The 14,288-nt window shown below is 72.1% G+C and carries 14 protein-coding genes; 9 read left to right on the top strand and 5 right to left on the bottom strand.

Translation table 11 applies throughout. From position 1 onward, the window contains the following. Nucleotides 1-141: 141 nt before the first annotated feature. On the top strand, nucleotides 142-696 hold the full coding sequence (locus AC156L_RS12715) for a DUF2345 domain-containing protein (protein WP_484406840.1): 555 nt from the start codon (nucleotides 142-144) through the stop codon (nucleotides 694-696). Nucleotides 697-729: 33 nt separating this feature from the next. Here AC156L_RS12715 and AC156L_RS12710 read toward each other — a convergent pair whose 3' ends face one another. Continuing rightward, the gene (locus tag AC156L_RS12710) at nucleotides 730-1,398 is read right to left on the bottom strand and encodes an HNH endonuclease (protein ID WP_330877367.1); all 669 of its coding nucleotides are present in this window, start codon (nucleotides 1,396-1,398) and stop codon (nucleotides 730-732) included. Between the two features lie 176 nt (nucleotides 1,399-1,574). Between AC156L_RS12710 and AC156L_RS12705 the strand changes: the two genes are divergently transcribed. From AC156L_RS12705 to AC156L_RS12680, 6 genes are all read left to right on the top strand, one after another. Further along, nucleotides 1,575-3,632 (top strand): prolyl oligopeptidase family serine peptidase, encoded by a 2,058-nt coding sequence (locus AC156L_RS12705; protein WP_330877366.1) that lies wholly within the window; start codon nucleotides 1,575-1,577, stop codon nucleotides 3,630-3,632. A 13-nt stretch (nucleotides 3,633-3,645) separates the two neighbouring features. Beyond that, entirely contained in the window at nucleotides 3,646-4,572 is a 927-nt protein-coding gene (locus AC156L_RS12700; RefSeq protein WP_414719948.1) for a mechanosensitive ion channel family protein, read from the top strand. 63 nt (nucleotides 4,573-4,635) lie between these two features. Next, nucleotides 4,636-5,019, top strand: a complete 384-nt coding sequence (locus tag AC156L_RS12695) for a globin (RefSeq protein WP_330877365.1) — start codon at nucleotides 4,636-4,638, stop codon at nucleotides 5,017-5,019. Between the two features lie 73 nt (nucleotides 5,020-5,092). Next, a complete protein-coding gene (locus tag AC156L_RS12690) occupies nucleotides 5,093-6,688 on the top strand; it encodes a glycoside hydrolase family 13 protein (RefSeq protein ID WP_330877364.1) in 1,596 nt (531 codons plus the stop codon). 1 nt (nucleotide 6,689) lies between these two features. Then, the gene (locus tag AC156L_RS12685) at nucleotides 6,690-6,872 is read left to right on the top strand and encodes a response regulator transcription factor (RefSeq protein WP_330877363.1); all 183 of its coding nucleotides are present in this window, start codon (nucleotides 6,690-6,692) and stop codon (nucleotides 6,870-6,872) included. A gap of 20 nt (nucleotides 6,873-6,892) precedes the next feature. Beyond that, nucleotides 6,893-7,024 carry a hypothetical protein gene (locus AC156L_RS12680; protein WP_330877362.1) on the top strand — a complete coding sequence of 44 codons (132 nt, stop codon included), beginning with the start codon at nucleotides 6,893-6,895 and terminating at the stop codon, nucleotides 7,022-7,024. Here AC156L_RS12680 and AC156L_RS12675 read toward each other — a convergent pair. From AC156L_RS12675 to AC156L_RS12660, 4 genes are all read right to left on the bottom strand, one after another. Continuing rightward, nucleotides 7,011-10,058 (bottom strand): AfsR/SARP family transcriptional regulator, encoded by a 3,048-nt coding sequence (locus AC156L_RS12675; RefSeq protein ID WP_330877361.1) that lies wholly within the window; start codon nucleotides 10,056-10,058, stop codon nucleotides 7,011-7,013. The two genes, AC156L_RS12680 and AC156L_RS12675, sit on opposite strands and share 14 nt — an antisense overlap. Before the next feature lie 80 nt (nucleotides 10,059-10,138). Then, the gene (locus AC156L_RS12670; protein WP_330877360.1) at nucleotides 10,139-10,774 is read right to left on the bottom strand and encodes a DUF8010 domain-containing protein; all 636 of its coding nucleotides are present in this window, start codon (nucleotides 10,772-10,774) and stop codon (nucleotides 10,139-10,141) included. Beyond that, the gene (locus AC156L_RS12665; protein ID WP_330877359.1) at nucleotides 10,767-11,198 is read right to left on the bottom strand and encodes an acyl-CoA thioesterase; all 432 of its coding nucleotides are present in this window, start codon (nucleotides 11,196-11,198) and stop codon (nucleotides 10,767-10,769) included. Before AC156L_RS12665 ends, AC156L_RS12670 begins: the two co-directional genes overlap by 8 nt. A gap of 38 nt (nucleotides 11,199-11,236) precedes the next feature. Beyond that, complete coding sequence (locus AC156L_RS12660) at nucleotides 11,237-12,130, bottom strand: DNA glycosylase AlkZ-like family protein (protein WP_330877389.1); 894 nt, start codon at nucleotides 12,128-12,130, stop codon at nucleotides 11,237-11,239. Nucleotides 12,131-12,406: 276 nt separating this feature from the next. Here AC156L_RS12660 and AC156L_RS12655 point away from each other — a divergent pair, with 276 nt between their 5' ends. Both AC156L_RS12655 and AC156L_RS12650 read left to right on the top strand, forming a co-directional pair. After that, the gene (locus tag AC156L_RS12655) at nucleotides 12,407-13,489 is read left to right on the top strand and encodes a serine hydrolase domain-containing protein (RefSeq protein ID WP_330877358.1); all 1,083 of its coding nucleotides are present in this window, start codon (nucleotides 12,407-12,409) and stop codon (nucleotides 13,487-13,489) included. Further along, entirely contained in the window at nucleotides 13,486-14,271 is a 786-nt protein-coding gene (locus AC156L_RS12650) for a MerR family transcriptional regulator (protein ID WP_330877357.1), read from the top strand. Before AC156L_RS12655 ends, AC156L_RS12650 begins: the two co-directional genes overlap by 4 nt. The last annotated feature ends 17 nt before the right edge of the window (nucleotides 14,272-14,288 follow it).

Below are 14,288 nucleotides of genomic sequence, written 5' to 3'. Positions count from 1 at the left end.
CTCCGACCGTCCGGCGGCGGACTGCGGCCGGTTTGGCGTCTTGTCTCCGAGCCACTCGGCTTCTAGCTTTTCACCTATACGGGTCTTGCATTTCCTCTATCGAGGGCAATCCGAGCTTCAACGAGTCCAGGAGGACACAACATGTACATGATCCCCGCTGTCCAGAGCACTGCCGTCACCCTTTCGAAGTACGGCCAGGTAGCGCAGAGCGTTACCACTGTTCAGCGGCGCGATCAGGCGTCCGCGTCCGTTCGGATCACCTGCGAGGACTCCGTTCGGATCACGGCGCGCGACTCCGTTCGGATCACGGCGGCCGCGGACTCGGTCCGGATCACCGCGAAGAGCGGCTCCGTGCGCATCACGGCCCTCGATTCGGTCCGGATCACCGCGAAGACCGGTTCCGTGCGCATCACGGCGCGGGACTCCGTGCGCATCACCGCGCGCGACTCCGTTCGGATCACCTCGGAGGACTCGGTCCGCACCACCGCCCGCGACTCCGTCCGCATCACCGGCGAGGCGGACTCCGTGCGCATCACCGCGCACGACGACTCGGTGCGCATCACGGCACGTGACTCGGTGCGGATCACGGCGCGCGACTCGGTCCGGATCACCGCGACCGACTCGGTGCGCATCACGGCGCACGACGACTCCGTGCGCATCACGGCACGCCAGGACGAGCTCGCGCCGGCGGCCTAGGGGTGGACCGCCCGCGACGAGCTCGTCAGCCGACTAGGCGGCGGGCTCCCCGAGGTAGGGCAACCACAGCGGGTCGGCCTCGGTGACCCCGGCGAGCAGCCTCCAGTGCGGCCCCCTCGGCGCGTTCGGCACGACGCGGAGCCGCCACCCCAGTTCGGACAGCAGCTTGTCCGCCTTGCGGTGGTTGCACTTCGCGCAGCACGCGACGCAGTTCTGCCAGGTGTGGGGCCCACCGCGGCTGCGGGGGACGACGTGGTCGATCGTCTCGGCCCGGCCACCGCAGTACGCGCACCGGAAGCGGTCCCGGTGCATCAACCCGGCCCGTGTCAGCGGAACGCGCCCCCGGTAGGGGACGCGTACGTAGGTGCTGAGCCGGATCACGGAGGGCACTATGACCTCGGCGGACGAGGAGTGGACCATGGAACCCGCGGGGTCCCCGTGGACGACCTCGGCCTTGCCGCAGACGACGAGCACGACCGCGCGTCGCAGGGACAGCGCGGTCAGGGGCTCGAACGTGGCGTTGAGCAGGAGCACTTTTCTTCTACCCCAGGGGAACACGACCGGCGCGTGACCGGTACCCTCCCCATTGCGGTCCCCGTCCGTCACGGAGCGGACAATGGCCTGTTTTTGGCCAGGAGGGACCCTCGGCGCTACCCCGACCGTGGTCAGGGCGCCGATCGGGGTCGGTTGTCGGTCTGGCACGCGACCACCTCCACCGGTACAGCCATAGCAGACCACAGATCACCCCCAAAAGGCACGTGTGCGAGCCCACCCGAGATCGAAATGTGGGTGAACTCGGGCCTATCGGGGATGGTTGTCATACCCACGCTACGCTGGCGCGGGTGACTGAGGTTCCCCCCGCAGCTCTGCCTGCGACGATGACCTATCCCTCGGCCGAACGGCTCGACCTCGTCGAGGACCTGCACGGCTACCCGGTGGCGGATCCGTACCGCTGGCTGGAGGACCCCGCCGACCCCCGCACAGCAGAGTGGTCTGGATCACAGGACGCACTCGCGCGGTCGTGGCTCGACGCCCTGCCGGGGCGCGAGGCGCTCGGCGACCGGCTCCGGGACCTCATGCGGACCGGATCGGTGTCGACCCCGGTGTGGCGCGCGGGGAGGGCCTTCTTCACCCGCCGCGACCCCGGCCAGGACCACCCGGTCGTGCGCCTGCGCGAGGCCGACGGCACCGAGCGCGTGCTGCTGGACGTGAACGAGCTGGACCCGTCCGGCGCGACGACGCTGGACGCGTGGTCGCCGAGCGCCGAGGGCGGGCTGCTGGCCTACCAGGTCTCCGTCGGCGGCGACGAGCGGTCGGTGCTCTTCGTGGTCGACGTCGACTCCGGCGAGCGGGTCGAGGGCCCGATCGACCGCTGCCGCTACTCCCCCGTCGGCTGGCTGCCCGGCGGCGAGGAGTTCTACTACGTGCGGCAGCTCGACCCGGCCGACCTGCCGGAGGACGAGCGGCTGTTCCACCGGAGGGTGTGGCGGCACCGCGTGGGCTCCGACCCGGCGACGGACGTCCTCGTGCACGGCGACGGGCTCGACCACACCTACTTCTACGGGCTGAAGGTCTCGCCCTGCGGCCGGTGGCTGGTCGTCAACGGCGCCCCCGGCTCGGTGCGGCGCGACTCGGTCTGGATCGCGGACCTGCACGGCGACCGGGTGCTGAACCAGGTCGTCGACGTCGAGGCGGGCGCCCAGTGCACCGCGTGGGTGGCCCGCGACGGCAGGCTCTACCTGCACACCTCGCTGGACGCGCCCCGGTTCCGGCTGTGCGCGACCGACCCCGCGACGCCGACGCCCGAGCACTGGGTCGACGTGGTGCCCGAGCAGGAGGACTCGGTGCTCGACGGCGCGAGGTGGCTGGACGACGCGCTGGTCGTGCTGCGCACCCGGCACGCGGTGTCCGAGCTGCACCTGCACGACCCGGTGACCGGCGAGCACCTCCGCGAGGTCCCGCTGCCGGGCACCGGCTCCGTGCACGGGCTGTCCATTGTGGACGACGAGCGCGGCGACGACGTGTGGTTCGGGTACTCGGACTTCACCACCCCGCTGTCGGTGTTCCGCCACTCGCTGTCACGGGGCGTGACCGAGCTGCACGCGGCGGCGCCGGGCGCCGTCGAGCTGCCGGACGTGACGACGCAGCAGCTGGAGTACACCTCCGCGGACGGCACGACCGTTCGGATGTTCGTGGTCTCCGCCGAACGGACGCCGGACCACCCCCGTCCGACGCTGCTGTCCGGCTACGGCGGGTTCGCGGTCGGTCGCGGCCCCGGCTACTCCGCCACGACGCTGGCCTGGGTCGAGGCGGGTGGGGTGTGGGTGCACGCGTCGCTGCGCGGCGGCGACGAGGAGGGCGAGCGGTGGCACCGGGCCGGGATGCGCGAGCACAAGCAGAACGTGTTCGACGACTTCCACGCCGCGGCGGAGCGGCTCGTCCGCGACGGGTGGACCACGCCGCAGCAGCTGGCGATCATGGGCGGCTCGAACGGGGGCCTGCTCGTCGGGGCCGCGCTGACCCAGCGCCCGGAGCTGTACGCGGCCGTCGTGTGTTCGGCCCCACTGCTGGACATGCTGCGCTACGAGAACTTCCTGCTCGGGCGGCTGTGGGCCGAGGAGTACGGCACGGCCGCGGAGCCGGAGGAGTTCACGTGGCTCTTGTCCTACTCCCCGTACCACCGGGTACGCCCGGAAGTTGAGTACCCTTCGGTGCTGTTCACGGTCTTCGAGTCGGACAGCCGAGTGGATCCCAACCACGCCCGCAAGATGTGCGCCGCACTTCAGCACGCGACCACGTCCGACCCGGCGAAGCACCCGGTGCTGATCCGCCGCGAGACCGAGGTCGGTCACGCGGGTCGCTCGGTGAGCCGCGCGGCGGGGCTGGCCGTGGACCAGTTGACCTTCCTCGCCCACGCGACGGGCCTGGACTTGTAGGAGGAAAGCGTTCGTGCAGGGACTCGATGACGCCAAGCAGGCGCTCGCCATCGACTGGTGGGTGGAGAACGGGCCGAAGCTCGCCCAGGCAGGACTGCGCATCGCGCTGATCGTGCTGATCGCGATCGTGGTCCGCTGGCTCCTGCGCAGGCTGATCGACCGGTTGACCAAGGGCGGCAACGCGGAGCGCAAGCCCTCGCTGCTGCGACCGCTGCGGGAACGGGCGCCGCAGGCCCTGGGAGCGCTGGTCTCGGAACGCCGCGACCAGCGCGCCAAGACCATCGGCTCGGTGCTCAAGTCCGTGACGACCATCGGCGTCTTCGGGATCGCGTTCATCCAGGTGCTCACCGAGCTGGGCATGAACGTGGCCCCGATCCTGACGTCCGCGGGCATCCTCGGCGTGGCGATCGGTTTCGGCGCGCAGAACCTGGTCAAGGACTTCCTGTCCGGCATGTTCATGATGCTGGAGGACCAGTACGGCGTCGGCGACGTCGTGGACCTCGGCCCCGCGACCGGCACCGTCGAGGCGGTCGGCCTGCGGATCACCACGATCCGCGACGGGAACGGCACCGTCTGGTACGTCCGCAACGGCGAGATCCTGCGCGTCGGCAACTCCAGCCAGGGCTTCGCGGTCGCCGTCGTCGACCTCCCCCTGGCCTACGGCGCGAACCTGGCCGAGGCCAGCGAGGTGCTGGAGAAGGTCTCGCTGGAGGCGACCGAGGCGGAGCCGCTGTCCAAGGACGTCATCGACAAGCCGCAGGTGCTCGGTGTGGAGAAGGTCACCGCCGAGGGGATCACCATGCGCGTCACCGTGAAGGTGCGCCCCGGCCGCCAGTGGTCGGTGCAGCGGGCGCTGCGCGCGAAGCTCATGCCCGCGCTGGAGAACTCGGGTGTGACGACGGTCAAGGACGACTCGGGTGTGACCACCGCGAAATCCTGATCGCGCCACGACATCCGCCCCCCCGACGCGCGCGGGGGCGGGTGCGTGAGTCAGGATGGACGGGTGGCCACTCCGGAGAACTTCTACGAAGCGGTGGGCGGGTACGACACCTTCCACCGGATCGTCGCGCGCTTCTACCAGGAAGTGGCCACCGACGAAGTGCTCCGGCCGCTCTACCCCGAGGAGGACCTCGGTCCCGCGGAGGAGCGCTTCCGGCTGTTCCTCATGCAGTACTGGGGCGGCCCGCACACGTACTCGGACACCAGAGGGCACCCGCGGCTGCGCATGCGGCACCAGCCGTTCAGCATCGGCCCGGTCGAACGCGACGCCTGGCTGCGCTGCATGAAGATCGCGGTGGACGAGGAGAACCTGTCCCCCGAGCACCGCGCGCAGCTCTGGGCCTACCTCGAGATGGCCGCGAACAGCCTGATGAACGCCTGGGTCTGATTCCCCGGCCCTCCCCGCTCGATCCCGTGAACCGGGACGAACCACGCCGCCCCGAATGGCAGGATGAACACTCGTGCGACGATCCTCCGACCTCCAACCAGAGATCGCCGACGAGTCCGCCTGGTGGCGTGACGCGGTCTTCTACCAGGTGTACGTGCGCTCGTTCGCCGACTCCAACAACGACGGCATCGGCGACCTGGAGGGCATCCGCTCCCGGCTGGGCTACCTGGAACTCCTCGGGGTCGACGCGCTGTGGCTCACGCCGTTCTACCGCTCGCCGATGGCCGACCACGGCTACGACGTGGCGGACCCCAGGGACGTCGACCCGATGTTCGGCGACCTGGCCGCGTTCGACGCGCTGGTCGCGGACGCGCACGCGCACAACATGCGGATCACCGTCGACCTGGTGCCGAACCACACCAGCGACCAGCACCCGTGGTTCCAGGCCGCGCTCAACTCGCCCCCCGGCAGCCACGAGCGGGCGCGGTACGTCTTCCGCGACGGCGGCGGCTACGACGGCTCGCAGCCGCCGAACAACTGGACCAGCCTCTTCGGCGGTCCGGCGTGGACCCGCGTCCGCGACGGCCAGTGGTTCCTGCACCTGTTCGCACCGGAGCAGCCCGACCTGAACTGGGACAACCCGGAGGTCCACGCCGACCTGGAGCAGACGCTCCGGTTCTGGCTCGACCGGGGTGTCGACGGCTTCCGGATCGACGTCGCGCACGGCATGGCGAAGCCGTACAACCTGCCGAACATGGACCCGAGGGTCCTGGGCACGTCCGGCGTGCTGCACGACGACGTCCGCGACCCGCGGTTCGACGACGACGGCGTGCACGAGATCCACCGGATGATCCGCAAGACGCTCGACGCGTACCCCGGCACGATGGCCGTCGGCGAGGTCTGGGTGACCGACGACGAGCGCTTCGCCCGCTACGTGCGGCCCGACGAACTGCACCTGGCGTTCAACTTCCGCCTGGTGGAGGCGGGTTTCGACGCCGACCAGGTCCGCTCCGCGATCGACCACTCCATCGGCGCGGTCTCCCCGTCCGGCACCCCGCCGACGTGGACGCTGTCCAACCACGACGTGGTGCGGCACGTGAGCCGCTACGGCGGCGGTCCGCTCGGCCTGAAGCGCGCGCGGGCGATGATCCTGGTCGAGCTGGCGCTGCCCGGTGTCGTCTACCTCTACAACGGCGAGGAACTGGGCCTGCCCAACGTCGAACTGCCCGAGTGGGCGTTGCAGGACCCGACGTGGGAGCGTTCCGGCCACACCGAGCGGGGCCGTGACGGCTGCCGCGTGCCGATCCCGTGGGAGGGCGGCGTCCCGCCGTTCGGCTTCTCGGAGAACGCGCACACGTGGCTGCCGGTGCCCAACGAGTGGCACGACCTGACCGCCGAGGCGCAGCTGGAAGACCCCGACTCGATGCTGTCGCTGTACCGGCACGCGCTGGAGCTGCGGAAGTCCCAGCCGGGCATCACCGGTGACGAGCTGGAGTGGTACGGCGCCCCTCCCGGCTGCTTCGCGTTCCGCCGCAAGGGCGGCGGGCTCATCTGCGCGCTCAACACGTCCGGTGCCTCGGTGCCGCTGCCGCCCGGCGAGATCCTGATCTCCAGCGGGCCCATGGACGGCGCGCAGCTGCCCCCGGACACCGCGGTGTGGCTGGTCTGAGGTGGAGGGGAGTCCCGGCGGGGCGGCGGTCCGTGAGCGCGAGGTCGCCGGGATGGTCGGCGCGGGGCTGCCCAACCGCGCCGTCGCCGACCGGCTGGTGCTGTCCGCGCGGACCGCGGAGACGCCCGTGCGGAACCTGCTGGCCACGCTCGGGCTGACCAACCGGACCCGGATCGCGGGCTGAGCGGCCCGGACGACCCGATCGTGGTCGTCGGGCCCGCCACCTCGCCGGAGGCGGGCGGGCTCCGGGTCGACTCGGCCGAGCTGCTGCCGACGAGGACTCGGCGCGGCTGGTTCTTCGCGCACCGGGTCGACCACACCGTCACGCGGGGTTGAGGACGTCCTGCGGCCGGGGTTCCCTCGGTTCGCGCGCCTCCCGGCTGCCGTGCCGCTCGAAGATCGACAGCGCTTCGGTCCACGCCCGGTCGGCCGCGGACCGGTCGTCGAGGGCGACCAGGACGGACGACAGGTCGCGCAGCGTGCGGGCCCGCCACACCGGCAGGCCCAGCGCGTCCCACCACTGGAGGGAGCGCTCCAGGTAGCGGTGGGCCACCTCCGGGCGTCCCGCCGCCTGCTCCAGCTCACCGAGCGTGCGCAGCAGCAGCGCCTGGCCGAAGCCGTCCTGCATGTCGTTGCACGTGGCCAGGCACTCCAGCAGGTCGCTGCGCACGGCGTCGCCGCGGCCCTGGCGGATGCGGACCTTCGCCAGGGCCTGCACGGCGTAGGCCGACATCAGCCGGTCACCGAGCCCGCGCAGCACGTCGACGGCCGCCTCGCAGCGCTGCGCGGCCTCGTCCAGGCGGCCGGCGGCGCGGAGCGCGATGCCGACCGACCGGAGCGCGATGGCCGTGCCGCGCCGGTCGTCGAACGAGCGGTAGGCGGCGAGGGTCCGCTCGCACGTCTCCAAGGCGCCGTCCAGGTCGCCCCGCTCGGTGAGCACGCGGCCGAGCTCGTGCTCGGCCTGGGCGACGGCGTGCGGCTCGTCCAGTTCGCGCAGCTCCAGCAGGGCGAGGCTCAGCGACTCGTGGGCCTTCGTCAGCTCGCCGCGTTCGCGGCGCACGGTGCTCAGCGCCAGCCGGGCCAGGGCCTGGCCGCGGGCGTCCGCGGTGTGCGCGTACGCCTCCAGCGCCTGCTCGAAGTAGCCCGAGGACTCGTCGAAGCGGTCCTGCTCGTAGCGCAACCAGCCGAGCCCCGACAGCAGCCGCGCCTCACCGGTGCGGTCACCGACCCGGCGGGCGGCGTCCAGCGCGGCCGAGTGGGTGCGCCACCACTGGCCGAACAGGTTGCGGACGGAGAACCGCGACGAGCACAGCGCCGCGGCCAGCCTGGTCGCGATGTCGGTGAGGTCCAGTTCGCTGATCCGCTCGACCACGCCGACCAGGTCGGACTGCTCGGCGTCGAACCACGCCTCGGGGTCGGCGAGCAGCTCGTCGGCCAGGTCGGCGTCCAGGTAGGGCGACGGGGACGGGACCCCGCGCTCGCCGAACTGGGCGTGCGGCATCCGCTGCCCGGCCGTCTCCACCAGCGTCAGCCACGCCTCGGCGGCACGGGTGCAGGCCGCGCGGACCTCGGCGCCCGACTCCTCGGCGTCTCCCCGCTCCCGCGCGAACGCCCTGGTCAGGTCGTGCACGTGGTAGCGCAGCGCGCCGCTGTCGTCGCTGGTCACGACGTCGAGGAGCTGGGCGTCGACCAGCCGCTCGACGACCTCCTCCCCCTCGTCCGGCGAGCAGTCGATCAGCGGGGCGACCAGCCAGCCGCCGAACGTCGACACGTCGAGCAGGCCGAGGCGGCGCAGCGCGGCGCGTTCCCGTTCGGCCAGTCCGCCGTAGCTCAGCGCCAGGCTGCCGCGCACCTCCAGGTCGCCCAGCGTCAGCTCCTGGAGCACCCGGCGCTGCACGCGCAGCCGGTCGGCCAGGCGCGCGAGCTTCCACTGCGGACGGGCGGCCAGGCGGGCACCGGCGATCCGCACGGCCAGCGGCAGCCGTCCGCACAGCCGCACGATGTCCTGCGCGGCCTCCGGCTCGGTGCTCGCGCGGCCACCGCCGATGACCCGGTCGAGCAGTTCGAACGCCTCGGCGTCGTCCAGGACGTCCAAGCCGAACTGGGCCGCACCGCCGAGCGCGCCGAGCCGTTCCCGGCTGGTCACGAGCACCGCGCAGGAGGGGCTGCCCGGCAGCAGCTGCCGGATCTGGCGTTCGTCGGCGGCGTCGTCGAGCACCACGAGCACCCGCCGGTCGGCCAGCAGGGTGCGGTAGAGCTGGGCGCGCTCGTCGAGTTCGGCGGGCACCGCCGAGTCGGCGACGCCGAGCGCCCGCAGGAACCCCGCCAGCACCTCGGCCGGGTCCGCGCGCACGGCCTGGACGCCGCGCAGGGTCGCGTAGAGCTGGCCGTCGGGGAAGTGCCCGCGCACGGCGTGGGCCACGTGCATGGCCAGCGTCGACTTGCCCGCGCCCGGCTTGCCGGAGATCGCGCACAGCCGCACGGCGGATCCCGTCGAGGACAGGTGCTCCGACAGCCGGGTGACCTCGTCCAGCCTGCCGGTGAAGTCGGCGATGTCGAACGGGAGCTGGCTGGGCCGCTGCGGCACGACGACCACCTCCACGGCGTCCGGCGGCGACGCGGGCGGTGGGGTCGGTTCGGCGTCGGAGCGCAGGACGCGGTCGTGCGTCGAGCGCAGCGCCTGGCCGGGCTCCAGGCCCAGCTCGTCCAGCAGGACCTGGCGGCCCTCGCGGTAGCAGGCCAGCGCCTCCGCCTGCCTGCCCGACTGGTGCAGCGCGAGCATGAGCTGGCTGCGCAGGCGTTCGCGCAGCGGGTGCGCGGCCACGGCGGCGCTCAGCTCCGGGACCAGCGCGGCTCCGCGGCCGATCGCCAGGTCGGCGTCCACGCGGTCCTCCAGCGCGGCCAGCCGCAGCTCCTCCAGCCGGGACCGCTCGCCCTCGGCCCACCGGCCCTGCGCACCACCGAGCGCCGGGCCGCGCCACACCGACAGCGCGGCGGTGAAGCGCGCGGCGGCCTCCTCCAGGTCGCCGTCGGCGAGGGCCTTGCGACCCGCGACGACCTCGGTGGTGAACACGTGCAGGTCGACCTGGTCCAGTTCGGCCGCGAGCAGGTAGCCGCCGCCGTTGCGCGAGAGCACGTCCGCTTCCTCGGCGAACGCGCGCCGCAGCGTCGACACGTAGGTGTAGACGGCGGCACGGGTCTGCTCGGGCGGCTCCTCGCCCCACACGGCGTCGACGAGCTGGTCCTGGGAGACGACCCGGCCCGCGTGCACGGCGAGCAGCGCCAGCAGCGTGCGCGGTTTGGGGCCGCCGACGGGCACCGCCGCACCGTCGACGTACGCCTCGATCGGTCCGAGGACCCGGAACTCCACGCGACTCCCCCCGCCACGCCGGACGCGCCCCCCGCGCGACTACGGCGGAGCCACCACGGTAGTCGAAACCGGGGATCGGCTCACACGAGCAGCGGCAGCATGGAGTGCCTGCGGCGCACGATCGCGCCGAAGCGCGCGTCGATCCGCAGCCACGAGTCCGTCGCGGTCACGCGCACCTCGTCCTCCTCGGTCGTGCCGAGGAAGCCCATGCCGGACAGCGCGAACAGGCACCGCAGCGGCACCTTCACGTCCAGGCCGGACCCGCTGACCGTGATCACCGTCTGGTCCAGCAGCGACGCGGGCGGCGTGCCGTGCGGGCCCGCGTTCTCCCGAGCCACCGCCACGCCCTCGTCCGCGAGCCCGGACACGACGCTGCCGGGCAGCCGGTCCACGGGCAGCCAGCCCGCCGTCGGCGGGAGCGCCGACCGCCACATCAGGTCCTTCGCCGGGCCGGGGTCGACCGTCGCGCTGCGCACCACGGCCAGCCCCATCAGCAGGTCGCTGCCCGACACCGTCACGTCCGACGGTTCGAGGCGGCCCGCGACCGTGCGCGTGGCCAGCGCGTCGAACGGGGTCGCCACCCACGCGTCCACCAGCCCGCTGTCACCGCGGTTGCGCAGCCGGACCACCGCCTGCGGCTCCAGCCGGACGGCGCGGGCCACGAACGCGCCGAGGTCGTCCCGCTCGGCGGGATCGGCCAGGATCAACTCAGGCACCGTTACCTCCGGCCCGCCAGCCCGCGAGGAAGTCGCGCTCGGCTTCGTCGAGACGCCGCGGCCGTGCGGCCGTCACGTTGTAGGGCACCATCAGCGTTTCCGCCTTCGTCACGACGACGCTGTCCTCACCGCGCTGGTTCCGCACGGTGTAGTCGAGCAGGAACGACGCCGACCGGAGTTCGCGAACCGACATCTCGACCACGATCTCGTCGCCGGTGAACACGATCGGCGTCAGGTAGTCCACCACGAGGCGGGCCACCACCATGCCGTGTGTCATGTCCGTCACGCCGTGCCGGGCGGCCTCGGTGAACAGCAGGTCGACCCGCGCCTCCTCCAGCAACGTCACCGTGTTGGCGTGGTTGACGTGGCCGAACGCGTCCATGTCCGACCATCGCGGCCGGACACCCGTGACGAACACACCCAACGGAACGCGCCTCCTGCAAGTCTGTGGATTTCCCCAGCCTAACGAGTGTCCTCGCCCAGCAACCGCCGGAGTTCCCGGCCCCGCCCTGGCTCGAACGGAGCGAGCACCAGTTCACCGCCGGAGCGCTTCCACGTCCCCACGACCCGCCCGTCGAGCACCACGTGCGGTGTGAGGAAACCCCCACCCGTCTGGATCCGGGGGGCGTACGCCGGGTCCAGCGCGAGCGACCGGTCCCGGTACCCGAGCAGGTAGGTGTCGGAGTGCCCGAGCAACGCCACCGCCCCGACGGGTTCAGCGGGCTCGGTACCGGGCAGGACGAACCCGAACCCGGTGTCCCGCAGCCCGTCGAGGTCGAGACCGCGGCAGTCGGCCGCCCGCAGCCCGCTCCAGGTGACGAAGTCCTCGACGGTGGCCGGACCGTAGGCACCGAGGTAGCGGTGGAACAGTTCGGTGACACCACGCGGATCCTCGCCGTCGTCGGGCGCGAGCAGCCAGTACCGGTCGTCCAGCCCCCGCTGGACCACCCCGGAGAGGCAGGCGAACGCCAACAGGTGCGCGGGCGCCTGCCCCCCTGGGTCCACCACGACCCCGACCTCGGCCAGCGCCCGAACGACACCAGCACGATCCCGCGGTTCCTGGAGGACCTCCCGCAACGCCCCCAACGCGCGACGGCACAACTCGTCGTCCAACCCCGACCGAGCCCGCCGACGAGCACCAGCGGCAACAGAACGCGGTCCGACCACTCCCAGGACCCACCGCACATCAGCGGCGTGGAGCAGGTGCAACGTGCCCCGAAAAGCCCACGTGCGCACCCCTTCGACACCCAACCCGCGATTTCCGGCGGCAACACCGAGGGCACGGACGTCCTGAGCCTGCAACGCCACCACATCACGCAGACCACGAGCGGGAGAAACGAGCCTCTGCGCCCGCATCCGCACAGCGAGCACCTGCTCGACACTCATGGCAAACCCCACGAACACCAACCTAACGCCACACCCGAGAAGGCCAGCACCACCCAACCCGGCACGAACCGCCGCCGGATTCGCTCGGGGATTTGCCCCTTTGTCGGCAAGGGCTTTCCACCTGCCCTTCCCAACCGGACAAAGGGACAGGTCGACGGGCCCGCGTCAAACCGGTCGCACCCCGGCGTCGGCGACCGAGCCGCTTTCCCTTGACCCCGCCCCAGGGTCAACCTGAACCCTGCGCACATGCCGACCCGAACCCTGGACGACTCAGCCCGCACCCTCGTCAATCTCGGCTTCGCCAGCGCGGAACTACGCGTGCGCACCCCTCGCACCAACCGGACCAGCACCGCCGGAACCCGCGAGCAGGACACGGGAACCCCACCCCCCGCCGACGGCCGGATCCGCATTGGCAGCAACACCAAGACCTTCACCGCCGCAGTCGTCCTCGACCTGGTCTCCGAGGGCGGGCTCGCCCTCGACACCCCGGTGGCCGACCACCTCCCCCGCTTCGCCCTGGACCGGCGGATCACCACCAGGATGCTGCTCCAGAACACCAGCGGCGTGTTCAACCACACCGGCGACCTCAACCGGGACGGCACCACCGCTCCTGGGCTCCCCTCAACGGGCCAGGAATGGGTGGACAACCGCTTCCACACCTACCACCCGGACGAACTGGTGCGGCTGTCCCTCTCCAAGCCACCGCGGTTCGCACCGGGCACGGACTGGAGCTACTCCAACACCAACTACACCCTGGCCGGCCTCCTGGTCGAGGACATCACCGGCCGCCCCTTCGCCGACGAGGTGCGCCGACGAATCCTGCACCCGCTGGGACTGCGGCACACGGAACTGCCCGGCGCCGACCCCGACATCGCCGAACCGCACTCCCACGGCTACTACCACTACCAGCACGCGGGCGAGTGGAAGACCGTCGACGTCACCCGCCAGAACACGTCCCTGTTCTTCGCCGCGGGCGACATGATCTCCACCACCCAGGACCTGTCCACGTTCTTCTCCGCCCTCTTGAGCGGAGCTCTCCTCCCGGCCCCGCTCCTGGCGGAGATGCGCACACCGCACCCGAAGATCGGCTACGGTCTCGGCCTGTTCGTGGAGGAGACGGACTGCGGCACCACCGTCCTCCGCCACAACGGCAGCACCATCGGCCACGGAGCGCTGATGTACAGCACCCCCGACGGCAGCACGACCCTGACCGCGGCGCTGACGTCCGGGGCCTCCGAGATCGACCTGGCGACGGCGTTCCCGCGGGCGTTGGCCTCGCTGGTCCACGACGTGTTCTGCCCCGACCAGGAAGTCGACCACCACGGATGACGGGACACCCGACCGGCGTCACGATCGGTCAGGCCGCGGCGTTCGCCGGTGTCACGGTGAAGGCCGTGCGGCACTACCACCGGCACGGCCTGCTGGACGAACCACCGCGCGACAGCTCCGGCTACCGCCGCTACGGATCGGCCGACCTGCTCCGCCTGGTGCAGGTCCGGACCCTGGCCGCCGCGGGCGCACCGCTGGCCGAGGTCGGGTCCATGCTCGACGCCGACACCGAGCGGTTCGCGACCGCCGTCGCCGACGTCGAGCAGCGCCTCACCGACCGCATCGCCGACCTGGTGGCCCGCCGCGACACGCTGCGGCGGCTCGCCGACGGCGACCGGCTCCTGCTCCCCGACCGCGCCCTCACGCTCCTGCGCAGGCTCACCGACCTGGGCTTCAGCCCCGACTACGTGGCCGGCCAGCGGGAGGCCCTGGTGCTGGCGAGGGCACTGGCGCCGGACCTGTTCGACCTGTTCCTGACCCAGCTCGACCACCGGCTCGACGATCCCGCGTTCGTCGAGCTGACCAAGCGCGCCTGGGACGCGCGGTCGTGGGCCCCGGACGACCCCCGGATCGACGAACTGGCCTCGGCCCTGTCCGCGGGCCTGCTGGCCAACCGGGAACTGCTGGAGGTACCGGCGGGCTTCCGGCTCCCACCGGACGCCGCCGCCCGCTACGGGCTGGTCAACCACCACAGCGAGGGCGTCGGAACGAGCTGGGCGCGCCTGAACGCGCTCGTCGAGGCCGATCTGCGCGCCGCGGGGATCCCCATCCCGCACCAGTGACCCAGCGACGGGAAGCC

The organism is Umezawaea sp. (genome assembly GCF_057122925.1).
The sequence above is the reverse complement of the archived record's forward strand: the minus strand, read 5'-3'. Positions and strand labels throughout refer to the sequence as shown.